Origin of the sequence: Carboxylicivirga marina (genome assembly GCF_016612505.1) — a bacterium.
Taxonomy (GTDB): Bacteria; Bacteroidota; Bacteroidia; order Bacteroidales; family Marinilabiliaceae; genus Carboxylicivirga; species Carboxylicivirga marina.
Map to the genome: position 1 here is coordinate 38,958 of NZ_JAENRR010000014.1, position 24,405 is coordinate 63,362.

The 24,405-nt window shown below is 38.8% G+C and carries 21 protein-coding genes; 13 read left to right on the top strand and 8 right to left on the bottom strand.

Annotation, left to right across the window (positions count from 1 at the left end; genetic code table 11):
• Positions 1-4 precede the first annotated feature (4 nt).
• The 5 genes from ispG (at position 5) to JIV24_RS07970 (ending at position 6,681) form a co-directional block, all read left to right on the top strand.
• Positions 5-1,870 (top strand): (E)-4-hydroxy-3-methylbut-2-enyl-diphosphate synthase, encoded by a 1,866-nt coding sequence (gene ispG / locus JIV24_RS07950; RefSeq protein ID WP_200464497.1) that lies wholly within the window; start codon positions 5-7, stop codon positions 1,868-1,870.
• A 130-nt stretch (positions 1,871-2,000) separates the two neighbouring features.
• Complete coding sequence (locus JIV24_RS07955; protein WP_200464498.1) at positions 2,001-2,786, top strand: hypothetical protein; 786 nt, start codon at positions 2,001-2,003, stop codon at positions 2,784-2,786.
• Between the two features lie 163 nt (positions 2,787-2,949).
• Positions 2,950-4,398 (top strand): asparagine--tRNA ligase, encoded by a 1,449-nt coding sequence (asnS, locus tag JIV24_RS07960; protein ID WP_200464499.1) that lies wholly within the window; start codon positions 2,950-2,952, stop codon positions 4,396-4,398.
• A gap of 185 nt (positions 4,399-4,583) precedes the next feature.
• Positions 4,584-6,032: an RNA polymerase factor sigma-54 gene (gene rpoN, locus JIV24_RS07965; protein ID WP_200464500.1), complete on the top strand. Its 1,449-nt coding sequence runs from the start codon at positions 4,584-4,586 to the stop codon at positions 6,030-6,032.
• 40 nt (positions 6,033-6,072) lie between these two features.
• On the top strand, positions 6,073-6,681 hold the full coding sequence (locus JIV24_RS07970; protein ID WP_200464501.1) for a PAP2 family protein: 609 nt from the start codon (positions 6,073-6,075) through the stop codon (positions 6,679-6,681).
• Positions 6,682-6,825: 144 nt separating this feature from the next.
• Here the strand turns inward: JIV24_RS07970 and JIV24_RS07975 are convergent, their stop codons facing one another.
• Both JIV24_RS07975 and JIV24_RS07980 read right to left on the bottom strand, forming a co-directional pair.
• Complete coding sequence (locus tag JIV24_RS07975; protein ID WP_200464502.1) at positions 6,826-7,404, bottom strand: 30S ribosomal protein S16; 579 nt, start codon at positions 7,402-7,404, stop codon at positions 6,826-6,828.
• A gap of 131 nt (positions 7,405-7,535) precedes the next feature.
• Positions 7,536-7,694, bottom strand: coding sequence for a TonB-dependent receptor plug domain-containing protein (locus tag JIV24_RS07980; protein ID WP_200464503.1), 159 nt, complete (start codon positions 7,692-7,694; stop codon positions 7,536-7,538).
• A 351-nt stretch (positions 7,695-8,045) separates the two neighbouring features.
• Between JIV24_RS07980 and dnaE the strand changes: the two genes are divergently transcribed.
• From dnaE to JIV24_RS07995, 3 genes are all read left to right on the top strand, one after another.
• Complete coding sequence (dnaE, locus tag JIV24_RS07985; protein ID WP_200464504.1) at positions 8,046-12,437, top strand: DNA polymerase III subunit alpha; 4,392 nt, start codon at positions 8,046-8,048, stop codon at positions 12,435-12,437.
• A 150-nt stretch (positions 12,438-12,587) separates the two neighbouring features.
• Positions 12,588-12,905 carry a thioredoxin gene (gene trxA, locus JIV24_RS07990; RefSeq protein ID WP_200464505.1) on the top strand — a complete coding sequence of 106 codons (318 nt, stop codon included), beginning with the start codon at positions 12,588-12,590 and terminating at the stop codon, positions 12,903-12,905.
• 86 nt (positions 12,906-12,991) lie between these two features.
• Complete coding sequence (locus JIV24_RS07995; RefSeq protein WP_200464506.1) at positions 12,992-13,783, top strand: toxin-antitoxin system YwqK family antitoxin; 792 nt, start codon at positions 12,992-12,994, stop codon at positions 13,781-13,783.
• A gap of 63 nt (positions 13,784-13,846) precedes the next feature.
• Here the strand turns inward: JIV24_RS07995 and JIV24_RS08000 are convergent, their stop codons facing one another.
• Together JIV24_RS08000 and JIV24_RS08005 are read right to left on the bottom strand one after the other, a co-directional pair.
• Complete coding sequence (locus tag JIV24_RS08000; RefSeq protein WP_200464507.1) at positions 13,847-15,238, bottom strand: NupC/NupG family nucleoside CNT transporter; 1,392 nt, start codon at positions 15,236-15,238, stop codon at positions 13,847-13,849.
• A 50-nt stretch (positions 15,239-15,288) separates the two neighbouring features.
• Entirely contained in the window at positions 15,289-15,891 is a 603-nt protein-coding gene (locus tag JIV24_RS08005) for a bifunctional nuclease family protein (RefSeq protein WP_200464508.1), read from the bottom strand.
• Between the two features lie 315 nt (positions 15,892-16,206).
• Here JIV24_RS08005 and rplU point away from each other — a divergent pair, with 315 nt between their 5' ends.
• The 5 genes from rplU (at position 16,207) to ruvC (ending at position 19,091) form a co-directional block, all read left to right on the top strand.
• Positions 16,207-16,518, top strand: a complete 312-nt coding sequence (gene rplU, locus JIV24_RS08010) for a 50S ribosomal protein L21 (protein WP_200464509.1) — start codon at positions 16,207-16,209, stop codon at positions 16,516-16,518.
• A gap of 20 nt (positions 16,519-16,538) precedes the next feature.
• Positions 16,539-16,802 (top strand): 50S ribosomal protein L27, encoded by a 264-nt coding sequence (gene rpmA, locus JIV24_RS08015; RefSeq protein ID WP_200464510.1) that lies wholly within the window; start codon positions 16,539-16,541, stop codon positions 16,800-16,802.
• Between the two features lie 89 nt (positions 16,803-16,891).
• A complete protein-coding gene (gene serS / locus JIV24_RS08020; protein WP_200464511.1) occupies positions 16,892-18,163 on the top strand; it encodes a serine--tRNA ligase in 1,272 nt (423 codons plus the stop codon).
• 72 nt (positions 18,164-18,235) lie between these two features.
• On the top strand, positions 18,236-18,544 hold the full coding sequence (locus JIV24_RS08025; RefSeq protein WP_200464512.1) for a DUF4286 family protein: 309 nt from the start codon (positions 18,236-18,238) through the stop codon (positions 18,542-18,544).
• Positions 18,537-19,091, top strand: a complete 555-nt coding sequence (gene ruvC, locus JIV24_RS08030; protein ID WP_200464513.1) for a crossover junction endodeoxyribonuclease RuvC — start codon at positions 18,537-18,539, stop codon at positions 19,089-19,091. Before JIV24_RS08025 ends, ruvC begins: the two co-directional genes overlap by 8 nt.
• Positions 19,092-19,183: 92 nt before the next feature.
• Here ruvC and JIV24_RS08035 read toward each other — a convergent pair whose 3' ends face one another.
• From JIV24_RS08035 to JIV24_RS08050, 4 genes are all read right to left on the bottom strand, one after another.
• Entirely contained in the window at positions 19,184-20,641 is a 1,458-nt protein-coding gene (locus JIV24_RS08035) for a TlpA family protein disulfide reductase (RefSeq protein WP_200464514.1), read from the bottom strand.
• Complete coding sequence (coaD, locus tag JIV24_RS08040; RefSeq protein WP_200464515.1) at positions 20,642-21,112, bottom strand: pantetheine-phosphate adenylyltransferase; 471 nt, start codon at positions 21,110-21,112, stop codon at positions 20,642-20,644.
• A gap of 205 nt (positions 21,113-21,317) precedes the next feature.
• Entirely contained in the window at positions 21,318-22,745 is a 1,428-nt protein-coding gene (locus JIV24_RS08045) for a glycosyltransferase (RefSeq protein WP_200464516.1), read from the bottom strand.
• A 4-nt stretch (positions 22,746-22,749) separates the two neighbouring features.
• Complete coding sequence (locus tag JIV24_RS08050) at positions 22,750-24,399, bottom strand: glycosyltransferase family protein (RefSeq protein ID WP_200464517.1); 1,650 nt, start codon at positions 24,397-24,399, stop codon at positions 22,750-22,752.
• Positions 24,400-24,405 lie beyond the last annotated feature (6 nt).

Here is a 24,405-nt window from a genome sequence, read left to right on the forward strand (position 1 = left end):
CACAATGTCACAAGAACCATTATACTGCGAAGACTTATTTAATTATCATCGAAATCCAACACGTAAAGTAGTGGTGGGTAACACGGCCATTGGCGGCGATAGTCCTATTCAAATCCAATCGATGACTACCACCAACTCAATGGATGCTGAAGCCACTGCCAAGCAAGTAATGAGCATTGTTGATGCAGGTGCCGATATTGTTCGAATAACCACACAAGGACGCAGTGAAGCACACAACCTGGAGCATGTCAAGCGAATCATTCGTAAAAAAGGTTACGATGTGCCCTTAGTGGCTGATATTCATTTTAATCCGAATGCTGCCAAAGTAGCTGCTTCAAATGTTGAGAAAGTAAGAATCAATCCTGGTAACTTCTCTGGAGGCGCTAAAAAATTTGAGCTTAATTACACCGATGAACAATATACGAATGAACTGGAGGTAGCAAAAGAAAAACTTGGTTCATTCCTCAATGTCTGTAAGCAATACGGTACGGCCATTCGTGTTGGAACCAATCATGGTTCTTTATCCGATAGGATCATGAGCCGATATGGCGATACACCGCAAGGGATGGTTGAGGCTTGTATGGAATATCTGCGCATTTGTGAAGACTTGGATTTTAAAGATATTGTATTCAGTATAAAAGCTAGTAACACACGCATAATGGTTCATACGGTGCGCCTGCTTGTTGTGGCCATGAAAAAGGAAGGCATGAATTATCCACTTCATCTGGGTGTTACTGAAGCCGGGAGTGAAGATGAAGGACGCATAAAGTCGGCTGTTGGCACGGGAGCTCTTTTGGTCGATGGCTTGGGCGATACTATCCGGGTATCGCTAACGGAAGATCCCGAAAAAGAAGTGCCGGTGGCTAGTAAACTGGCCAATTATATAGGTGCTAGAGCTGGGCATTCTGTAATCGAATCATTTGACATAAAGGACTACACCCCGTTTGAATATAATCGTCGCAAGACTCACGCTGTACTTAATATTGGTGGTGATAATACAACGGTTGTGATAAGTGATGCCTATGATGAGTTTAGTGCTGATAAAAAACTAAAGGCCGATTATCAGTTCATTGATTTTCCTGAGGATGTAAAAAACCACTATACGAAATACCTGATTCCATTTGCTGCATGGAAAACAGCCAATACATCAAACAATACCTATCCGATTTTAGATGCAGCTGAGTTATTAAAAACAGAAGATTTACCCAGGTATTGTTTTTTGTCAGTTACCTACTCTCAACTCAATGATGAGCTTATGGCTCGCCTAAAACAGGAAAAGAATGTAATTATATTGCTTGGGTCAGAGCATTTAAATGCGCCTATTGAACAACGAGCATTTATATTTAAGATGATAGCGAATGACTTAACGCATCCGGTTGTTTTGCACAATATATATGACGAAGAGGATGCTGAGGATATCCAAATTAAATCGGCTGCCGATGCAGGTATCTTATTTCTTGATGGATTGGCAGATGGTTTATATCTAGAAAATGAAGGTTCCTTACCCCATTCAGAAATATTAAATACGAACTTTGTTATTTTGCAATCAGCACGTGTAAGGTTTACTAAAACCGAATTTATCTCGTGTCCCGGCTGTGGACGTACCTTATTCGACCTTCAGGAAACAACCAAAGAAGTTAAATTGCGCACATCGCATTTAAAAGGTTTAAAAGTTGCTGTAATGGGTTGTGTGGTAAATGGTGTGGGCGAAATGGCTGATGCCGATTATGGATATATTGGTTCTGGACCTTCTACTGTGAGCTTGTTTAAAAAGCGTGAGTTAATTAAGCGAAACTTGCCACGAGAAGAAGCTGTTGAAGAGTTAATTAATCTGATAAAAGAGAATGGTGATTGGGTAGAACCTGCTTAGAATTGTTTTTTAATCAAAGAAATACAGTCAATCGTGGATTTTTTAGGTTGTTCGGAATGATTTTTTTGGTATGTGGGTCTAATTTTATAAATTGCGTTTCCCAAAAAATAACTAATTGAGTCTAGCCTAAATGAAACGGATATTTCTTTTATTCTTTGCGACGGTTTTAACCATTATGAGCGCTCATGCCGGAGAAATTGAGCTGAGAGGTACTTTTCAGGGTGAAAACCTGTATGTAAAGAATCCATTTGCCGCTTCTGGTGTTGGGTTTTGTGTATACGAAGTAACTGTAAATGGACAAACCACAACCGACGAAATTAACTCAAGTGCTTTTGAGATTGATTTAGGTGTATTCCAGTTTGTAATTGGAGAGGCCTTAATTGTTGGTATCAAATTTAAAGATGATTGTGAACCAAAAGTACTTAACCCTGAAGTGTTAAATCCAAGGGCTACTTTTGAAATTAGCAACATAAACGTGACTGATGAAAATCTAAGTTGGGAAACAACGAAAGAATCAGGTGCTTTACCATTTGTAGTTGAGCAATACCGTTGGAATAAATGGGTGAAAGTTGGAGAGGTCGAAGGAAAAGGTTCTATTCAATCAAATGCCTATAATGTGACAGTAAGAAAGCATAGTGGTGAAAATCGTTTTCGCATTAAGCAAATTGATTATCGAAATAAGCCGCGCTATTCTGATGAGGTTAAAAGTATTTCTACTAAAGCAGAAGTTACCTTTGGACCTAGTAAAGTAGCCGATAAAGTCACTTTCTCAGCACCAACTCTGTATGAAATATACGACGAATACGGAGGTATTGTGTTTAAAGGTTATGGAGCAGAAGTAAATGTGACAGGTATCGAAAAAGGTCGTTATTACATTAATTACGACAATAAGATGGAACGATTCACAAAAAAATAAACTGAGTTTCTCAGATTTGAAAAGGTGATTCGCAATGAGTCACCTTTCTTTTTTTATAAAACTGAAAGAAAAAGAGGTAATTCGCTTGCATTTAGGCAAGGAGTTATCAATCAATAAAAACAAATCATTAATTTTGCAATCCTGAATATAAACAAAAATAGAAATGGAACAGATTCGTCGAACAAAAATTGTTGAGCTGCTAAAAAGTACCGGATTTGGTACGCAGGCAAATGTGAAAGGTTGGGTTAGAACCAAGCGTGGTAATAAGCAAGTAAATTTTATTGCTTTAAATGACGGGTCGTGTATTCATAATATTCAAATAGTAGTTGACGTACCTAATTTTGATGAGTCTTTGTTAAAGCGAATCACTACAGGGGCAGCCGTTTCAATTAATGGAGAAATTACAGAATCAACTGGTAGTGGACAAAAAGTTGAAATTTTAGCGAAAGAGATTGTGGTAATGGGGGATTGTGATCCAGAGAAATATCCAATCCAGCCTAAAAAACATACTTTGGAATTCTTGCGTGAGAATGCGCATTTGCGCTATCGTACCAATACTTTTGGAGCCATTGCACGTATGCGTCATGCAATGATTTTTGCAGTGCATGAATTCTATACCAAAAAAGGTTTTGTGAATATACACACGCCAATTGTTACGGCATCTGATGCCGAGGGTGCAGGTGAGATGTTTAAAGTTACAACGATGGACTACGAAAATCTTCCACGTACCGAAGAGGGAGATATTGATTACACACAAGATTTCTTTGGAAGAGCTACAAATTTAACTGTTTCTGGTCAGTTAGAAGGTGAGTTAGCTGCCTTGGCTATGGGCGAGATTTATACTTTTGGTCCTACCTTCCGTGCTGAAAATTCTAATACATCGCGTCACTTAGCTGAGTTTTGGATGATAGAGCCTGAAATGGCCTTCTATGATTTGGATGATAACATGGATTTGGCTGAAGAATTCTTAAAATACCTGATTAAGTATGCTCTTGACAATTGTATGGATGACCTGCAATTCTTAAGCAAACGTCTTCAGGATGAAGAAAAGAATAAGAAAGCTGATGAGCGTTCAATGGAATTAGTCGAGAAGCTGAAGTTTATTTTAAGTGATGATTTTATTCGTCTGACATATACCGAGGCAATAGAGATATTACGTAACTCAAAGCCAAATAAGAAAGGTAAGTTCAAATATCCGATCGATGGTTTTGGTAGTGACTTACAATCAGAACATGAGCGTTATTTAGTAGAAAAGCACTTTAAGAAACCAGTCATCTTAACTGATTATCCTAAAGATATTAAGTCTTTCTACATGAAGTTAAATGAGGATGGAAAAACAGTGCGAGCAATGGATGTTCTATTCCCTCAGATTGGTGAAATCATTGGTGGTTCGCAGCGTGAAGAGAATTACGATAAGCTTGTAGGTCGAATGGAAGAGATGGGTGTGCCAACTGACGAAATGTGGTGGTACCTCGATACACGCCGTTTTGGTTCAGTTACGCATAGTGGTTTTGGATTAGGATTCGAACGCTTAATGTTGTTCGTAACGGGTATGGGTAATATTCGCGACGTTATTCCTTTTCCTCGTGCACCAAAAACAGCCGAGTTTTAAACGATCATAATTCGTACAAAATAATAATGCCGACTCTCTATGAAAGTCGGCATTTGTTTTTATTATTCGTCAAAAAACAGGCCACTTCTATCGCTTTTGATTAATTAATCTTAATTTTGTTTGAGACTCACTATTATTTCACACGGTGAAGTTGACACAGAAATGTTAAGAACGAAGCGATAGGGATGTTAAAACAGAGTTTACAACAAAAACTACTTCAAAAATTATCACCCTTACAAATTCAGGTGATAAAGTTGCTGGAAATACCAACAACTCAATTGGAGCAACGCATAAAAAAAGAACTGGAAGAAAATCCTATTCTTGAATTGGAGAGGGAACAGCAAGATCCTGATAAGGATGAGCAGGAGGCTCCTGAGCAAGAGATAGAGCGTGATGAGCTGTCGATAGATGAGTACATCAATAACGAAGATATACCGGCTTATAAGCTACAAGCGCGTAACTTCTCTAAAGACGATAAGCATGAAGACATCCCATTTTCTACAGGTGCTACGTTTCACGAACATTTGATTGCTCAGCTTGGCTTACGCATACTAAACGATAGACAACGAAATATTGCTGAATACATCATTGGTAATATTGATGAAGATGGCTACTTGCGTCGTGAAGTAGACGAAATCATCGATGATCTGGCTTTTGCGCAGAATATTGAAGTAGATGAACGTGAAGCATTGGATGTGCTTGAAATTGTACAGGACTTTGACCCTGCGGGTGTTGCTGCCAGGGATTTACAAGAGTGCTTATTGCTTCAAATAAAGCGTAAAGATCGTACTTTCCCAGATATTGAGAATGCCTTTCAGGTCTTGAGACATCACTTTGAGGAATTTACCCGTAAACATTACGACAAAATATCTAAGCGCCTTCATATCGATGAAGAAGAGCTGAAAGATGCTTTGGCTGAAATACTCAAGCTAAATCCGAAGCCGGGCAGTTCGTATAGTAACCCAATGACCAAAACTGTTCAGCATATAATCCCCGACTTTATACTTGAGGTGGAAGACGACCAGTTTCAATTGAGTTTGAACAATCGCAACGTGCCTGAATTACGTATTAGTAATACCTACTCTGATATGTTACAGGATTACAGTGCCAATAAAAAGAATCAGACTCAGGATAAGAAAGATGCTGTGATGTTTGTTAAGCAAAAACTCGATTCAGCTAAGTGGTTTATTGATGCAATTAAGCAGCGTCAAAATACCTTGATGACGGTGATGAACTCTATTTTAGAGTATCAGAATGACTATTTTCTGGAAGGCGATGAAACCAAGATGAAGCCAATGATTCTGAAAGATATCGCTGAGCGTACGAACCTGGATATTTCGACCATCTCAAGGGTTTCTAATAGCAAATATATTCAAACACACTTTGGTATTTTTGCTCTTAAGTATTTCTTCTCGGAAGGTATGCAGACCGATACTGGAGAAGAAGTGAGTACGCGAGAGATTAAAAAGATATTAGAAGAATGTATAGCTAATGAAGATAAACGAAAGCCGTTGACTGATGATAAGCTGGCAGCCATTCTAAAAGAGAAATCTTATAATATAGCCAGACGAACCGTTGCTAAATACCGCGAACAATTAAATATTCCAGTGGCACGCCTCAGGAAAGAATTATAAACTTCAGCCGGTTAATAACCGGCTTTTTAATGGATAGTACATGCGAACAGCCGCAAAAGCTCTTTCTACAGTTTTACATCCAATGTTAATACCTACCATTGGTTTGTTTCTGATATTTAATTTGGGTGGACATTTTTCATACCTTCCTTTTGAGCACAAACGACTAATTTATTTGTTTGTATTTATTAGTACCTGTGCTTTGCCGGTAAGCCTTATTCCTCTATTTATGCTATTGGGAGTTGTTAAAAGTGTATATATGACCGATAGAAAGGAACGACTCTGGCCTACTTTATTTACATCCATCTTTTATGGAATTGGTTATTTCTTTCTGAGTCGTATACCCATCGTGCCATCTTTTATCCAGGGCTTTATGTTAGCAACCATTATAGTGATATTAATGGCCTTAGGAATCACCATATTCTGGAAGATTAGCATGCATATGATTGGTATAGGAGGTTTGTGCGGCGCACTATTGGCTCTGGCACTAACCTTTGGTCTTGATCTGTGGGTGGTATTTATTCTTGCGATTAGCATTGCAGGGGCACTTGGTTCGGCTCGACTGTATCTAAATGCACATACTCCATTGCAAGTGCATGTTGGATTCCTGCTTGGTGCTGGAGTCGTTTTCTGTGGCTCTTTATTCTTGTAATCAAACTTATTCCCAATTGTGATTTGAAGCTTATTAATGAGCGTCTTAAGTGTACTTAATAAACTAAGATTAGAATTAATGGTATAAAAAAAGCCACCCATAATGGATGGCTTCTTAATATCTTTTGAAAAAGATCGGACTGAATTACTCAGCAGCTGGCGCTTCAGGAGCTTCTTCAGTTCCCTCAGTAGCTTCTTCTTCAGCTTCCTCACCTGCAGCTTCAGCAGCAGCAGCTTTGGCAGCGGCTTCAGCTTCAGCAGCCAATTCAGCTTTCTTAGCAGCAAGAGATTCAGCTCTCTCAGTGTTGATTTTAGCTTCATGATCTAAACGCTCTTTAGTAGCGTCTGCTTTAGCACCTGCTAATTGATCTTTCTTAGCTTGAATCTGACCTTCTTTTTCAGTTAACCAAGCGTTGAAACGCTTTTCAGCCTCAGCCTCATCAAAAGCACCTTTTTTAACACCTTCTAGTAAGTGCTTCTTCATCATCACACCTTTGTACGATAAAATCGCACGAGCAGTGTCAGTTGGTTGAGCACCTTTTCCTAACCAGTCAATTGCTTTATCAAAGTTTAAGTTGATTGTAGCAGGATTGGTGTTTGGGTTATATGACCCAATACGCTCAATGTATTTACCATCGCGTGGTGCTCTGCTATCGGCTACTACAATGTGGTAGTAAGCATACCTTTTACGTCCGTGACGTGCCAGTCTAATTTTTACAGGCATAGTATTACGTTTTAATTAATTAAACAATTGCAAAAACTCGTTTTGCGGGTGCAAAGATACCTCTTTCTAAATGAATTACAAACGAATTGCGATTAATTACACTTTGTTATGTTAGAGCCCAAAGTTGTACTTCACATATCCATGCCAAAGCCAAAGCCAGGAACAAGACTCAATACATCAATTAAATCTCTTGCACCAGAGTTTTGAATCTCCTCCTTTGTGATAACAGTTACTACACCTGGTGTTTCATTAATTGACACAGAGTTTTTAGACGCAACCGATACCTCCATATAAAAATATCATCCAGTTCACTGTTTAAATCAATCTCCTGCGCGTATACACTACCCCAGTACATGGCTATGGCAGCCATGCCGCAATCCTTTTTTTCAACATCATCTTTATTTGTATTAGATCCCCAATTAAGTTCAATTAATTTCCCAATTTCACATCAAATTGAACAATTTATAAGCGCTTAACGTAGCATGAACACAAAGGTTACGACTATTTTCACGAGAGGATCTCCTTCATAATTAAAAGGGTAATTTGACATGCAATGATTCAATGTATTCATCTTTTTATTCGTTAACTTCGCCAACCCTGCTCTGTGCAATAACTGGATAATAGAAAATTCTGATACTGAGATGTTTTTAATATTTGATACTGAAACAACTGGTTTACCCAAAAAGTGGAAAGCACCTTTAACTGACTTTGATAACTGGCCAAGAATGGTTCAGTTAGCTTGGCAATGCCATGATATTGAAGGGAATTTCTTGTTTGCCAAAAATCATGTTATTACACCCGATGGTTACACTATTCCTGAAGATGTTGTTGCAGTTCATGGTATCTCTACAGAAATTGCTCACGAAAAAGGGATTCCATTAATAGAAGCTTTAAAGGATTTTATTGAAGATGTTAAGCAGTCAAAGTATATAATTGGCCATAATGTAACGTTTGATATAAACATTGTTGGGTGTGAGCTGCTTCGATGTGAGATGGATGAACAGGAATTGGTAACAGCACCAATGCTGGATACCATGACTGGCAGTAAGGAGTTTTGCGACCTGAAAAGAAAGGGGCAACTTAAAAATCCAACGCTGACCGAACTTCACCTGAAATTATTCGGCGTTCCTTTTGCCGAAGCTCACAATGCCGCAGCCGATGTTGAGGCTACATCTCGTTGTTTCCTTGAATTAATAAGGGTTGACGGCTTGAGTCCTGATTTGCATAAAATGTCGGCCAATCAGATTCAGGCATTTAAAGAGAATAACCCAAAAACCATTGAGCTCGTTGGTGTAGAGTACGAGTCATTTAAGGTTAGTTCGGCATTTGATGAGGTTTCCATCGAAGAAGAGGAGGCGAAATGGGAAGCTGCTAAGAAGAATATAACACCACAGCCATTTGTACATCTGCATGTGCACTCGCAGTATTCGATATTAGATGGAGCTGCCAAAACCGGCGATATTGCTGCCAAAGCCAAAGAAGATGGTATGCCGGCCGTTGCTTTAACCGATCATGGTAGCATGTTTGGAATTAAAGAATTTCATGTGGCTTGTACAAAAGCCGATGTAAAGCCAATTATTGGCGTAGAAGCATATGTGGCCAAACGAGGACATTTAAGGAAAGATGATAAAACCGATTCAGGTGGTCATCACATTATTTTGTTGGCAAAAAACTACAAGGGCTATCAGAATTTGCTGAAAATGACTTCCATTGCTCATACCGATGGAATGTATTATAAGCCTCGAATAGATAAGGATTTAATTGAGAAGTATAGTGAAGGTGTTATTGTCAGCAGTGCTTGTTTGGGTGGAGAAGTGGCTCAGCATATTATGGCCGGTAATATCGAAAAGGCACGAGAAACCATTGTTTGGTTTAAGGATGTTTTTGGAGAAGATTACTATCTGGAGTTAATGCGTCATCGCAATAATGATCCACGTTTAAGGGCCGATGTTTATGAAAACCAGGTGAGGGTTAATAAGGTCATTCGCCGTTTGGCAGCCGAATTAGAGGTGAAAGTAATAGCCACCAATGATTCACATTTTATGAACCCTGAGGATGCCGAGGCACATGATGTTTTAGTTTGCTTAAGCACCGGGCGCGATTACGATGATCCAACTCGTATGCGCTATACAAAGCAAGAGTGGTTTAAAACCACTGACGAGATGAATCAGCTTTTTGCCGATGTGCCCGATGCCTTAGCTAACACTGCTGAAATTGCCGAGAAAGTAGAATATTTTAAGCTCGACTCAGACCCTATTATGCCGCCCTTTAATATTCCTGAGGAGTTCGGAACCTATGAGGCTTATACAAATAAATTCTCCGAAGAGGCATTAATTGAGGAGTTTAGTGAAAAATCATTTGAGCGTTTAGGTGGGTACGAAAAGGTTATTCAGATTAAACTGGAGGCAGATTACCTAAAGCACTTAACGTTTTTAGGAGCACATAAACGATACGGTGAGGAGTTGGAAGATCATGTAACTGAGCGTTTGGAGTTTGAGCTCGACACCATTAAAACAATGGGTTTTCCCGGCTATTTCTTAATCACACAGGATTTTATCAATTGGGCGAAGGACAATGGTGTGATTGTAGGGCCTGGTCGTGGTTCGGCAGCGGGTGCTGCGGTGGCATACTGTGCCGGCATCACCGATGTTGATCCTATCAAGTACGATTTGCTTTTTGAGCGTTTTCTAAATCCTGATCGTGTATCCATGCCCGATGTCGATATTGATTTTGATGATGATGGACGACAAGCCGTATTGGACTATGTAACTGATAAATATGGGCAAGATAAAGTGGCACATATATGTACTTTTGGTACAATGGCCACAAAGAGTTCCATTAAAGATGTGGCGCGTGTATTGCGACTAGAACTGGCTGAAGCTAACCGTTTGGCAAAAATGGTACCCGAAGCACCCAAGATGAGTTTTAAGAAGGCCTATAAGGAGGAACCAGCACTTCTGGAAGAAAAAGAATCATCGAACGCACTCATTGCTCAAACTATAAAATTTGCCGAAGCACTTGAAGGTTCAGTGCGCCAAACAGGTGTTCATGCTTGTGGTGTGCTAATCGGAAAAAATCCGCTTGACGAGCATTTGCCGGTGATGCCAACAAAAGGTGAGGAGTTGCTAACAACCCAATACGATGGCCGTTTTGTAGAAGATATTGGTTTGTTGAAGATGGATTTTCTGGGGCTGAAAACACTATCTATCATTAAAGAAGTATTGAGTAATATAAAGCTCTCTAAAGGGGTTGATGTTGATATCAATAACGTTGATCTGGACGATAAGGAGACCTTTAAGTTATTTAGTCGAGGCGAAACAACTGCCATCTTCCAGTTTGAGTCGCCGGGGATGAAAAAGCACCTGAAAGGATTGCAGCCAAACCGTTTCGAAGATTTGGTTGCTATGAATGCTTTGTATCGTCCAGGACCGATGGAGTACATTCCATCCTTTATTGCCCGTAAGCATGGTCGCGAAGAAATTGTTTATGATCATCCAATGATGGAACCTTACCTGAAAGATACCTACGGTATTACCGTGTATCAGGAGCAGGTGATGTTACAATCTCGTGCTCTGGGTGGTTTTACGCGTGGTGATTCCGATTCATTGCGTAAAGCTATGGGTAAGAAGATTATGGAGATGATGAACAAACTGAAAGAGAAATTCGTAAGTGGATGTCTTGGTAGTGATGAGTTTGTTCAGGCCTGTACGGATGGTAAAACAACCATTAAGAAACCCGAGGATTTAATTGAGAAGATTTGGGGTGACTGGGAAGCCTTTGCCAGTTATGCCTTTAATAAATCGCACTCAGTGTGTTATGCCTATATCGCCTATCAAACAGGTTATCTTAAAGCACATTATCCGGCCGAGTTTATGGCGGGAGTACTGAGCCGTAATCTGAGTGATATTACCAAGATTACCAACTTCATGGAAGAGTGTAAAAACATGGGGATGGATGTTTTGGGGCCTGATGTGAATGAATCGTATCGTAAGTTTACCGTAAACAAAGAAGGGGCGATTCGTTTTGGTATGGCTGGTATTAAAGGAGTTGGTGAAGGTGCGGTAGAAGCCATTATTCAAGAACGAGAAAGCAATGGGCCCTTTAAAACTGTATATGACTTTGTAGAGCGACTACCTTTGACCACGGTTAACAAAAAGAATATTGAAGCGCTGGCTTTTTCAGGTGCATTTGATACGATGGGTAGCTATCATCGTGCCCAATTCTTTGGGAAGCATGAAAACGATGATATGAATTTTATTGAGCATTTGATTCGCTATGGCAATCGCTATCAGGCCGATAAAGCGTCATCGCAAAACTCATTATTTGGTGCCATGGGAGGTGATATCGCCATTAAAACGCCCGATATGCCAAATTGTATTGAGTATTCTATTATTGAGAAACTCAATCATGAGAAAGAATACATCGGTATATACTTATCGGCTCATCCGCTTGACCAGTATAAACTGGAGATGAAAAATTTTATTCATCACCGATTGAAGCAACTGGACGATTTAGAAAACATGAAAGGCCGGGAAATGACATTGGCCGGTAGTGTCGTAAATGTTCGTAGAGGTACTACTAAAAAAGGAAATCCATATGCCATTATGTCTATGGAAGATTATACTGGCTCATTTGAATTTGCCTTCTTCGGAAATGATTTTACTGAGTTTTTGCCATATCTTGAGATGGGCTATTTTATTATGGTTAAAGGTCGTGTACAACCACGTCGTTACAATCAGGATGAGCTTGAGTTTAAAATTAACAGCATCAAATTTTTGAGCGAGCTGCGCGATACAATGGTGAATACAGTGACTTTAAAAGTGCCACTGAATGCTATTTCGCAGGAGTTAATTACTGAGTTAGCTAATATATTACAAACCAACGAAGGAAAAGTAACCCTAAAATTCATGGTGCAGGACCCGGAAACTAAAAATCAGGTACAGTTTTTGTCAAGAACCATGCGTGTTGATCTCAACGATGATTTTATTAAGTATATTGAAGAACATCAGAATATTGAAATGACGATTGCGTAAGACTTGATGAGAATCAGTTCTTAATCTATTCCTATATATTAAAAAATGTGTATTTTTGGACCTGCAGTAGTTATTTTATTTAACTTTGCGCAATCACTTTTAAGTTAGGAAGTTAAAATTTTTATAATAATAAAGTAAAACAGATTTGCTATGTTGATCGAAGTTACTGATGCCAATTTTGAAGAGTTAGTATTAAATTCAGACAAGCCAGTATTGGTTGATTTTTGGGCTGAGTGGTGTGGACCATGTCGTATGGTTACGCCTATTGTTAAAGAATTGGCAGAAGAATATGGCGATAAAGCCGTAATCACAAAAATGGATGTGGACAGTAGTCCTGGTACTTCAGTGAAGTTTGGTATTCGTAACATTCCTACAATTTTATTCTTCAAAAATGGAGAAGTAGTTGACAAACAAGTTGGAGCTGTTCCAAAAACTATATTGGCATCAAAAATTGATGCTCTATTATAGTAAAAAGATACTATTAATAAGGGCTGTCAATTACTTGGCAGCCTTTTTTTGATCCTTATATTTAAACTACCCCCTTATTTTTTTTTATGAAACGATTACATTTATTGGTTGCAATTTTGGTAATAGCATTAAGTAGTTGCCAATTTTTCGGACCTCAAAAAGAAGTGGTGAAAACCAACGCTAAAAATGCGGATGGCACCTTTATTAAAAAGCGTCATTTTAATGATGACCCTCATTCGCCTGTTGAATGGGAGATATCGATGAAATTTCAAGAAGGCAGTAAATCTGCTATTCGTCACGGTATTTCAAAGCGCTTTTCAAAGTCAGGTAAGTTGTTAGAAACCATCAATTATGCAGAAAACAAAAAAGAAGGAGTTCGCTTAACTTATCACTCAACAGGAAAGGTTTACAAAGAGCAACCATATGTTGATGGTCGATTAACAGGCACCTGTAAACGATTTGATCGTGAAGGACGTATTTCGGCGGAATACGAATACAAAAATGGATTGCCGGGAATCGGTCTTAAGCGTTACACTAATCTTGGAAAACTACGCCAGGATCCTGCAATTAAGATTACAAAAAATGATAATATTCGTACAGCAAGTACTTATGTTATAGGATTATCTTTAAGCGGTGAAGGAACAAAAAGTATTAAATCGGTTGAGTTTTACGAAGGTAAACTTATTGAAGGTAAGTACTATCATAAGAACTTATCACCCGCTAAAAAGATTTCTTCGAAAAAAGGTGAGATTCGAATTAAACTACCAAAAGGCAGTTCGATAAATAAAACCTTAAATGTTGTAGCTGTATGTACAACATCAGATGGATTAAAACTGATTATTCAGAAGCCTGTAAAGGTTGATGCACGTGGTATTTAATCTAAAAACCTGAACTCGGGTTAAAGGATATTTGTTTGCCCTGGGACATTCCCGGGGCTTTTTTTATCCCATCATCATCCCCACGATGGTGGCTGACATTAATGAGGCAAGTGTGCCGGCCAGCAATGCTCTAAAGCCAAATTTAGATAAGAATTCTCGCTTGTTAGGTGCCAATCCGCCAATGCCTCCAATTTGAATGCCAATGGATGCAAAATTGGCAAAACCACATAGTATATAAGTGGCCATTATTACAGATTTGCTGCTGGCAAGTGCTCCGGTTGATTTGAACTCGGCCAGACTGGTGTAACCCACAAATTCGCTGGCTATAATTTTCTCTCCAAGCAATTGGCCTACTAAAGTAATGTCTTGCGATGGTACTCCTATTAACCACATTAGTGGAGCAAGGCAATATCCGAGAATAAATTCAAGATTAAAATGTTCGTATTGTCCGTTGGTCCATTGAGCAATCGAATTATTAAGTGTTGTCCATTCGCCAATTTTATCAAAACCATAATTAACAAGTGCTATAAAGGCAAAAAACACTAATAACATAGCACCTACATTTGCTGCTAATTTTAAGCCCTCGGTAGTGCCGTTACTCATGGCATCGAGTATGTTACTGCCAATTTTATCAAGTGAAATCTTAATTTCCGAACGTATCTCCTCAGTTTGTGGAACCAATATTTTAGAAATGACAATGGCACCAGGTGCTGCCATTACTGATGCCGTTAATAAATGCTTCGCAAACATTAAGCGCTGAACCGGATCATCACCACCTAAAAAACCAATGTAAGCTGCCAAAACTCCACCAGCAACAGTTGACATGCCTCCAACCATCACCAAAAACATTTCTGAAGCATTCATCTTTGGCAGATATGCCTTAATCATTAAGGGCGCTTCTGTTTGTCCTAAAAAGATATTCCCAGCAACAGATAAGCTTTCTGCACCAGAAAGCTTTAGAGCTTTGGTTAGTAACCAAGCTAATACCCATACCACCTTTTGTATTACGCCCAGGTAAAACAACACGCTCGTTAAAGCCGAAAAGAAAATAATGGTCGGTAAAATTTGAAAGGCAAATATGTATCCAAACGTTGTAGTATCCAGCAAATCGCCAAGTAGAAACTCAGTTCCAATTTTAGTAAAGTCCAATACCAATGTAAATAACTTTCCAAGGAACTCAAAAATGCTTTGTACAAAAGGAATATACAAAACTGATATTGCTAACAAGAGCTGTATGCCTAAACCAATTCCTACAACTTTCCATGAAATGCCTTTTCGATTTAAGCTAAATAGCCAAGCAATGCCAATTAATACGCCCATACCGAATAAGCCTCGGACTATTCCCATAAAATTAAATGATGCTGCGGTGTTAACTTCTACTATTTGGTTTGTGTTTTGCGCAAAAAGAGCCGTTGATAATAGCAGGCAAGCAAGTGCTATAACATACTTCTTCATAAGGTTTAGGCTTTAATACGTGTTGGTAAGGTGTAGCTGAATGGGTTAATTTATTCTTCTCGACGATTAATTTCGTCTCTTATTTTTGAGGCTTTTTCATAATCTTCAGACATAATCGCTTCTTCAAGTAGCTTCTTTAGTTCGTCAATCGTTTTTGATTGATACTTTGCTGAGCTTTCCTTTTTAGATTCTGGTTTATCAATAGGGGTTATTGCATGCCCCTCTTCTTTCTTATCAAAATCTAGTACGATGCCGGCTTTTTCAATGATATCGTCATAGGTGTAAATTGGACAACCAAAACGTAAGGCTAAAGCAACGGCATCTGAGGTACGGGAGTCGATGTGCAATTTTTCGTTATCTCTTTGACAGACAAGTTCAGAGTAAAAAATGCCCTCTTCGAGTTTATAAACGATAACTTCCTCTATTTCAATATTAAATGATTTGGAGAAGTTAAGAAATAAATCGTGAGTTAATGGGCGAGGTGGTTCTAATCCTTCTAATTTAATGGCTATTGACTGTGCTTCTACCCCTCCTATTATAATGGGGATACGCCTTTCTCCATCTTCTTCGGCCAAAACTAAAGCATAAGCTCCTGATTGGGTTTGGCTATATGACAAACCAAGAATGTTTAACTTGATTTTTTTTCTGCTCATAATCGCTGTTAGATCATTGTCTCGATAAAGTTGATACCATAAATTAGTGTCAAAAATCAAGAGGATTAGTGTATTAATGCATTGAAACAAATATAGTAATTAGTTTTTAACATTTATTGTATAGGGCTTTTTAAATCAGAGATTCATTACCTTTGAGGTGCATAAAAAACTAATTTTCAGCTTACAGAAGTCCTTTTTATTTGTGTTGAATATTAATTTTATATACTTTTGCACTCCATTGAATCCTGAGGGGTAGAAAAAGTGGTTTTGAAAGAGTAGACCCACCTCCTGGATAAAACCATAAAATTTGGTGACATGTACGCAATTGTTGATATTGCTGGACAGCAATTCAAAGTAGAGAAAGAAAGAAAAATCTTTGTGCATCGATTGAGTGCCGATGAAGGCGCTACAGTTGAATTTGAAAATGTACTTTTAACAGACAACGAAGGAGATGTAAAAATTGGCGCTCCTGTTGTTGAAGGTGCAAAAGTAACGGCTAAAGTTCTATCACACGTAAAAGGTGATAAAGTAATCGTATTCAAAAAGAAAAGAAGAAAAGGTTACCAGAAGAAGAACGGACACCGTCAATACTTCACACAAATTCAAATTGAAGAAATCGTAGGTTAATACAAAAAAATTAGAATAAGATGGCACATAAGAAAGGCGTCGGTAGTTCGAAGAACGGTAGAGAGTCGGAAAGTAAACGACTTGGCGTAAAAATTTATGGCGGTCAAGCTGCCAAAGCTGGAAACATCCTTGTTAGACAACGAGGTACACAGCACCACCCTGGTGAAAACGTTGGTATGGGTAAAGACCACACTCTTTTCGCTTTAATTAATGGTACTGTTGCTTTCCGCAAGAAAAAAGACAACAGATCTTATGTATCAGTAGAACCTTTTACTGCTGAATAAGATTACTGAAAGCATTATTAAATCTCCTGTTTTTATTACTTTCGTGATAATTTCAGGAGATTTTTTTTACTCGCAAACAAGATGACATCATGTTGACGTTAAAATTCATTCAGGATAATAAAGAATTAGTCGTAGAGCGACTAAAAATTAAGAACTTCGACGCCTCACAAATTGTCGAAACAATCATTGAACTGGATAATGGCCGCAAAGCTACTCAGGTTGAAGCCGAAACATTCCAGCAAGAGATGAATGCTCTATCGAAGGAGATTGGACAATTGTTTAAGTCCGGAAAGGCTGAAGAGGCGAATAAAGCAAAAGAACGTACCGGTGAGCTTAAAGAAAGCATTAAGGTGCTAAATGCTAAGCATGATGAAATAACAGCTCAATTAAACGAGCAATTGGTGTCATTGCCAAATATACCTAATGAAATCGTTCCTCCTGGTAAAGGCGAAGAGGATAATGTGGAAGTGAAAGCTGGTGGGACAATGCCACAGCTTGAGGCCAAAGAACCTCATTGGGATTTAATAAAAAAGTATGATTTAATTGATTTCGAATTAGGTACAAAAATAACTGGCGCTGGTTTCCCAGTTTATAAAGGAAAGGGAGCTCGCCTGCAACGTGCGTTAATCAACTTCTTCCTCGATGAAGCTGATAAAGCAGGCTATAATGAAGTGATTCCGCCACTTTTGGTTAATGAAGATTCAGGCTTTGGAACAGGGCAATTGCCAGATAAAGAAGGCCAGATGTATCATGCAACAGCTGATAATCTATATTTGATTCCGACAGCCGAAGTACCCGTAACGAATATATTTCGTGATGTAATCTTAAAGGCTTCTGAGATGCCGGTTAAGCATTGCGCTTATTCAGCATGTTTCCGTCGCGAAGCTGGTTCCTGGGGTTCACATGTGCGTGGTTTGAATCGCCTGCATCAATTTGATAAGGTAGAGATTGTGCAAGTAGCACATCCTGATAATTCATATGAGATATTAGACAAAATGGTAGCGCATGTTCAAACTTTGGTTGAGAAATTAGAGTTACCATGGCGTATGCTTCGTTTGTGTGGTGGCGATTTAAGTTTTACTTCAGCATTAACCTACGATTTTGAAGTGTATTCAGCCGCTCAGGAGCGTTGGTTAGAAGTAAGTTCGGTTTCTAACTTTGAAAATTATCAGGCTAACCGATTAAAACTACGTTACAAAGAAGACGGCGAGAAAAAAGCTCAGCTGGCACATACATTAAACGGTAGTGCTTTGGCATTACCACGTATTGTAGCAGCTATTCTTGAGAATAATCAAACTGATGAAGGGATTAAAGTGCCAGCGGTGCTGGTTCCTTACTGTGGATTCGATATTATAAAATAGACTGAAGATTAAAGGCAGAAGGCAGAAGTTATTATCGTAACTTCTGCCCTTTTATTATTTAAGCGAATGACCATGTATATATTCAACACTACATTTATGATTGCTGATTCTATTGTTGATGATTGGAAACAATGGATGAACCGCAACTACATACCTACCATGAAAGATTTGGTGAAAGACATCCGTGTTGAATTGTATGAAGTTATGGCAGTGGTTGAAGAAGGAAATACTAACTTCTCGTGCCAGATGCAAGTTAGCAATCCTGCTGATTTGGATACCATCAACAAGTACAATGCGGTATTGGTGAATAATGTCAAAGGAAAGTTTGGCGATAAGTGCTTAACCTTTAGCTCTATTTTAAACGAGGTTCAACTTGGCTAAAGAGCGCATTATATTGGGTATTGACCCGGGAACAACCGTGATGGGTTATGGTATTATCCGTTGCATTGGTAATAAAGCCGACTTGGTAACCATGGGCGTGCTCGAACTACATAAGTATGGCGATCATTACCTGAAGCTGCAAAAGATATTTGAACGCGTTGTACAGTTGGTTGAATCTTACCATCCTGATGAACTTGCTATTGAAGCGCCCTTCTATGGCAAAAATGTACAATCAATGTTGAAACTTGGACGTGCACAAGGTGTTGCTATGGCTGCTGCTTTAACGCGTTCGATTCCCATTTTTGAGTATGCACCACTGCGCATTAAACAAGCCATAACAGGTAATGGCCGTGCATCCAAAGAACAAGTGGCCATGTTACTTCAAAACCTTTTAAAGATTAGTGAGTTGCCCAAGTATCTGGATGCAACAGATGGCTTGGCAGCAGCTTATTGTCATTTTCTTCAGAATCAGCGAGTCAACATTTCTGGTGGTTCAAAAAGCTGGAAAGAATTTATGAGTAAAAACCCTGGTCGGGTTAAGAAATAAGCTCAGCCATCATTCACGTAATCATAAGATAAGGAATGTTTTGGGTTAGCAAAGTGTTAGAGAACCTTTGCTAAGCAACTTATCGAACTTTATTAAAAATCGTAAATACTTTTCTGTTTTGGCTTTTTCTTACGCAGTTGTTCGTAGTTAAACTTACGTTGTTCTTCCTGGAATATTGGTAGAAAGTTCTCACCCGGCGAAGGCGAAGGTGAAACTAATAGTTTTTGTGTTGGGTCAATCACAAAGTATACCGGTAATGCTTTGATGCGGTAATCGAGAGCTACCTTAGGCATGGCTGCATAATGCAAGAAATCCCATTTGTACTTGTTATCCTTAATTAACTTTTGGGCAGCTGTTGGATCCTCATCCATAATCACCGTTACAAAAGTTAATTCACGTCGTAATTGCTTTGATAAAACGTTTAATAACTGTAGCTCTTGCTTGCATGTATGATTGCTGGTGTGCATAAAATTCAGGTACACAAACTTACCATGGTAATCACTCAAAGAGCGCTCTTTGCCATCGAGTCTGTATAAAGTAAATTGTGGTGCCGCAGTTCCTGTTCGTAGCCATGTAACACGCTTGTATAAACTTTTAGCAATGTCTTTGATAACCAAGGTGCTGCCTTGCTCCTGCGCTTGTGCATATAAGTCAATAATCCGTTCCTGGTCGTATCGACCCGAATAAAATGCGTCATAAAGTCCTTTAAGTAAGATAACTTCGGCAAGCTCGGTTTGAGCAAAAAGCGTATCTTTCTTAAAGACCGTTCTTAAACTATCAAAACTGGCTGCTTTTGTATAAGCATCTCTTAAATCATCACCTTTGGAAGATGTAAAGTAAGATGTAAAAAAGCTTTTAAATAAGGTATTGAAGGATTGCTGAAACGATGGCATGAACATATCTAATGAATCACTGTTCATGGCAAAATACATCGCTTTGCGCTTATTTCTTTTGTATGCTAATGTTAATAGCTCGCCATAGGCATACTGTTTGTATTGCTCAAAATACGGATGTTCAATGTTGTATGCACTATCCAGTTCAGCGATGATTTCCTGTGCCTTAGTGACATTTCCTCTTGAGAAGATATTTACTGCATTAGTATTGTAGGCCTTATTTAAGTCAATATCAAAATTGGTAATGCTTTGATTTAAACCTTGAGCTTCTTTATTGATTATGCCCAATTCAATTTCTTCAGGTATGAAGTATGGGTTAAACCTATCGGCATCGCTACGTGGTTGAAATGGCGGTAATGCTAAATTGTATGTTTGACCTGGTTCAAGATAAATATAGCCACGATATTTACCCATGTCTATGCTTGCATATGTGATGCCTGAAATCTCAACGCTTTGTTCGTAAGCACCATTTTTGTCAACATCAATAGCCATTAGACCAGTTGTTTCCAAAGTAATGGGGTTCATCACTTTTTCCATCACCAAAGTATAGCCCGCATAATCAGGTGCCTGACCTTTGACTGTTACCCATTGCATTTGTTGAGCAAACAGAAAGCCAGTATGACAAATAAACAGTAATGCAAGTAAGCTTAATCGCATTTACATATACTTTTGGATATTGATTTTGATTGACTCTGGCAAAAACTGACCTGCATCGCCACCATGCTTAACAATGTCGCGAACAATGGAACTGTTAACTGGTGTGTGTTCTGGAGTGGTTAATAAAAATACCGAATCGAAACCACTCATTGCTTTATTTACCTGTGCAATAGCACGTTCGTATTCAAAGTCGGCAGATGTTCTAATGCCTCTTAAAATATGGGTACAGCCAACTTCTTTAGCAAATTCAACGGTTAAGCCTTCGTATTTTTCTACACTTACACGTTCGTCATCGACAAATACATCGCGTATCCATTGCATACGATCTTCCAGTGGGAAAAAATCGCTTTTATTTGAATTGTATCCAACAGCAATTATTATTTTATCGAATAAGCTTAATCCTCTTCGTACTACATCCTCGTGCCCAACAGTAAATGGATCAAACGATCCAGGGAAAATGGCTGTTTTCATATGATTATAATTTGCTTTCATTTGCCATATGGAACTCTCAAGTAAATTTTATCATCCTCCTGTTTGAAAATTTGGATACTCAAATTTACATGGTCGTTTCATGTGTTTGTTTAATACAAGTTTGGAATAGCAATTAGCTAAACCGTACTATAAGGCTGTAAAATTTGGAAAAAATAGCCGCTCAAGCAAGTCATTGTCTATTTATCTACCAAAACTTAATTTTTGCAGCAGCAAATGCCGACATACGAAGCAGAATAAAACCATGGCTAAAACGTGAAATATTTGTATCACCATATTTTCTTTCGCGGTACCTGATGGGCAAATCTACTATTTTGAGATTTAGCTTGTAAGCACCAAATAGCAAATCAAAGTCGCCAAATGGATCGAAATCACCAAAAAAAGATCGATTTTCTGCCAGTTTAAGGTAGTCACGTTTAAACATAACCTTAGTGCCACATAGCGTGTCTTTTATCGGACGTTCTAATATCCAGCTAAATAGCTTTGAGAAAAAATGATTGCCGATGGAGTTGAGTGTGCGCATGGCATTTTTCTCCATTGGATAAACTAAGCGTACGCCATTGATAAATTCACCTTTCCCACGTGTAATAGCATTGTAGAATTTTGGTAAATCTTCTGGCGGAACCGTCAGATCGGCATCCAGAATCATTAAAATATCGCCTTCGGCAGCAGCATATCCTTTACGCACGGCATCGCCTTTTCCTTTCCCGTCTTGCTGCATAATTTTAATGCGATGGCTGTCTTTGTATTTTTCAGCTAGTCGTTGTATGGTCTCCCAGGTATCATCCGTAGAGTTTCCTTCTACAAAAATCAGTTCGGTGAATTTGCCCATTTGTGGTGTGCGCTCAATGGCAGCTTCAATATTACCACTCTCATTGCGCGCCGGCACAACCACAGACACAGAGTATCGGGAGTCTACCTCATCTTGCGATAAACGCGGCGGAAATGGTCGTGCAAAAACAAACTGATTGAGCCCGAATAACTGAAAAAATGGCAAGCGAGAAACAAATCGATTGAGAAGCCATGAAAAGACAGGTATGCGATAGGGCATAAGCATGCTTCGGTTCTTTTTGTATGCATCGAACCCTGCCAGATATAGTAAGTTGGCAATGTCGCCAGTTGATAACCAGTTTTGCTCGGGTGTGCGTTTCTTAATTTTTATCCATTCGGCAAAGCGGATAATGGGTTCCCATAGTCGGTTGTAATAGGTGACGATGATACGTGTTTTTTCGTGACACACCTTTTTAAGCTCATTAAAAACATGCTCAATATCGTCAATTACACCAATTAGGTTTGACAGAATAACGACATCGAATTTTTCTTCCAGATTGATGTTTTCAGCTTCCATCAATTGGAAGTTAATATCAGGGAACTGTTCTTTGGCTTGCTTAAGAATAGGCTCGCAAAAATCAATACCGGTTTTATTTTTGCCATTAATAGCTGCCAATAATTCACCCGAACCACATCCAATTTCAAGGACCGAACTATCCTCTTGTATATAGTAATTGCAATAACGTGTTATCGAGTCCCAGTAATAAGATCGTCTTTTACGGTATTTGATCCAGCTACTTGCTCTCGACTCAAAATATTTTCTTCTTTCTTCGTTAACTTTCATCGCGTCAATTCCCCTGATTATTGCTTTCTATTGATTTAGCGGCCTTGTAGTCAACTCTAAATAAAAAGGCCGGTTCAATTTTACCTATTTGGTATTCCAGTTTAAAAACCTCTGGATATTTTTTTGAAATGATGTACAAATACCGTTGAATAGTATTGATTGTTTGGCCATTGTTGACTCTTGGGTTTTTGCGCAAGCTGGCCATTATCACATGTGTGACTTTTTTATCCTTTAAGCGTTGCAATAGCTTATCTGGATCATTTGTATCGAATCGATAGATGCCATAAAACTTTTTCCCATCGGCATAAATGCGGGCCATATTTGGTTTACGTGCTGCCACATAGCTTTGTTCAGGCAGTTTTTTTCCTGCATATTCCGACATCGAAAGGAAATGGCGCCAGTCATCGGTATAGCCTTCGTATAAATCACCTTTTAAATTCTTGCGTAATGTGAGCAAATCAATTTTTGTAAATGATTGTTTTGCCGAGCCAATAAAGCTAATCCCAATAAGTACCAGAAACAGATATTTGAGCAAGCTGCTTTTCTTAAGCTGGCTGAGCTCCCATAATCCGTATAACACAGTCATCACCATAAATGGGAAGAACGGAATTATCAGTCGATACTGATCCCAAAGCTTTTGCAGCGCAGTAAAGGTGATGCCTAACATCGTCATCAAATATATTGCAACAAACAGAAGGTATTTATTCTTTTTAAAGGCTTTAGCAGTTGCATAGGCGAAAATAGCATACAGCAACACAGTAATGAAGCCATAGACAGCAGTAGGACCAGCAGCTCGCAAGCCAAGCATTTTAATAAAATGTTTGGAAAGATACAGGTTGGAGTTATCGATAAATCGTGTGATAAAACCACCTATTGTTTCTTTGCCTTTATCTAATTGATAAGGATGTTTATAGATTAAAGTTGATGCTTGCCCATCGTCAAACATAGGTATTTGCCAAATGCTGCTTTTAATAATCAGGAAGAAGCCAAACAAAACAATGAAACCACCCAGAATAGCTCCTGCTTCTTTGTATCTCTTATCTAATGCCAGAAATACCATCACTGCAATGAGAGTTCCTACTCCAACCGTGCGAGTGAGGTAGCCTGCAAAAATGGCCAGACTCAACAAAGCGACTGTTTTCCAGTTGAATGTATTTGTTTTATTATCAATTAGCTTAAATACTAGCGCAATAACTGGCAGTTGAAGAACCAAAAAGAGGGCTTCGCTGTAGGTTTGACTGCTGAAGTATGTGAAATAGCTACTGACTGACACCAATAAAAGGGTGGCAAACAGCAATGTGTACGGCACTCTGCCTTTGAAGTGTTTATATATAAACCAAAGACAAAAAAGCATTAGTGCAAAAGACGATAGCTTCAATACGCCCAACTTAATGCCAAAAAGCGACACAAATAGTGAAAGAAACATGGGGTATAATGGCCCTTGGAATGAAGGGTATGCGCCATCGTTTATAAAGTTAACAGCTCTAATGATGTAAGTACTGTCATCGCCGCCTTCGCTTATTCGCAGATTAAAGAGCAGCATTGACATAAGAGTGAAAATGCTTAATATAGTGAAAATAAGAGCCTTTTGATTATTGCTACACCATTGTTCAACGCGGATGAATACATCAGCCTGATTTTTTTGCTTTTTCATCGCCAG

What these genes read in the sequence shown, in the direction of transcription:
- ispG (WP_200464497.1), top strand. Translation starts at nt 5, where the DNA reads ATGTCACAAGAACCATTATACTGCGAAGACTTATTTAATTATCATCGA.
- JIV24_RS07955 (WP_200464498.1), top strand. Translation starts at nt 2,001, where the DNA reads ATGAAACGGATATTTCTTTTATTCTTTGCGACGGTTTTAACCATTATG.
- asnS (WP_200464499.1), top strand. Translation starts at nt 2,950, where the DNA reads ATGGAACAGATTCGTCGAACAAAAATTGTTGAGCTGCTAAAAAGTACC.
- rpoN (WP_200464500.1), top strand. Translation starts at nt 4,584, where the DNA reads ATGTTAAAACAGAGTTTACAACAAAAACTACTTCAAAAATTATCACCC.
- JIV24_RS07970 (WP_200464501.1), top strand. Translation starts at nt 6,073, where the DNA reads ATGCGAACAGCCGCAAAAGCTCTTTCTACAGTTTTACATCCAATGTTA.
- JIV24_RS07975 (WP_200464502.1), bottom strand. Translation starts at nt 7,404, where the DNA reads ATGCCTGTAAAAATTAGACTGGCACGTCACGGACGTAAAAGGTATGCT.
- JIV24_RS07980 (WP_200464503.1), bottom strand. Translation starts at nt 7,694, where the DNA reads ATGGAGGTATCGGTTGCGTCTAAAAACTCTGTGTCAATTAATGAAACA.
- dnaE (WP_200464504.1), top strand. Translation starts at nt 8,046, where the DNA reads ATGTTTTTAATATTTGATACTGAAACAACTGGTTTACCCAAAAAGTGG.
- trxA (WP_200464505.1), top strand. Translation starts at nt 12,588, where the DNA reads ATGTTGATCGAAGTTACTGATGCCAATTTTGAAGAGTTAGTATTAAAT.
- JIV24_RS07995 (WP_200464506.1), top strand. Translation starts at nt 12,992, where the DNA reads ATGAAACGATTACATTTATTGGTTGCAATTTTGGTAATAGCATTAAGT.
- JIV24_RS08000 (WP_200464507.1), bottom strand. Translation starts at nt 15,238, where the DNA reads ATGAAGAAGTATGTTATAGCACTTGCTTGCCTGCTATTATCAACGGCT.
- JIV24_RS08005 (WP_200464508.1), bottom strand. Translation starts at nt 15,891, where the DNA reads ATGAGCAGAAAAAAAATCAAGTTAAACATTCTTGGTTTGTCATATAGC.
- rplU (WP_200464509.1), top strand. Translation starts at nt 16,207, where the DNA reads ATGTACGCAATTGTTGATATTGCTGGACAGCAATTCAAAGTAGAGAAA.
- rpmA (WP_200464510.1), top strand. Translation starts at nt 16,539, where the DNA reads ATGGCACATAAGAAAGGCGTCGGTAGTTCGAAGAACGGTAGAGAGTCG.
- serS (WP_200464511.1), top strand. Translation starts at nt 16,892, where the DNA reads ATGTTGACGTTAAAATTCATTCAGGATAATAAAGAATTAGTCGTAGAG.
- JIV24_RS08025 (WP_200464512.1), top strand. Translation starts at nt 18,236, where the DNA reads ATGTATATATTCAACACTACATTTATGATTGCTGATTCTATTGTTGAT.
- JIV24_RS08035 (WP_200464514.1), bottom strand. Translation starts at nt 20,641, where the DNA reads ATGCGATTAAGCTTACTTGCATTACTGTTTATTTGTCATACTGGCTTT.
- coaD (WP_200464515.1), bottom strand. Translation starts at nt 21,112, where the DNA reads ATGAAAACAGCCATTTTCCCTGGATCGTTTGATCCATTTACTGTTGGG.
- JIV24_RS08045 (WP_200464516.1), bottom strand. Translation starts at nt 22,745, where the DNA reads ATGAAAGTTAACGAAGAAAGAAGAAAATATTTTGAGTCGAGAGCAAGT.
- JIV24_RS08050 (WP_200464517.1), bottom strand. Translation starts at nt 24,399, where the DNA reads ATGAAAAAGCAAAAAAATCAGGCTGATGTATTCATCCGCGTTGAACAA.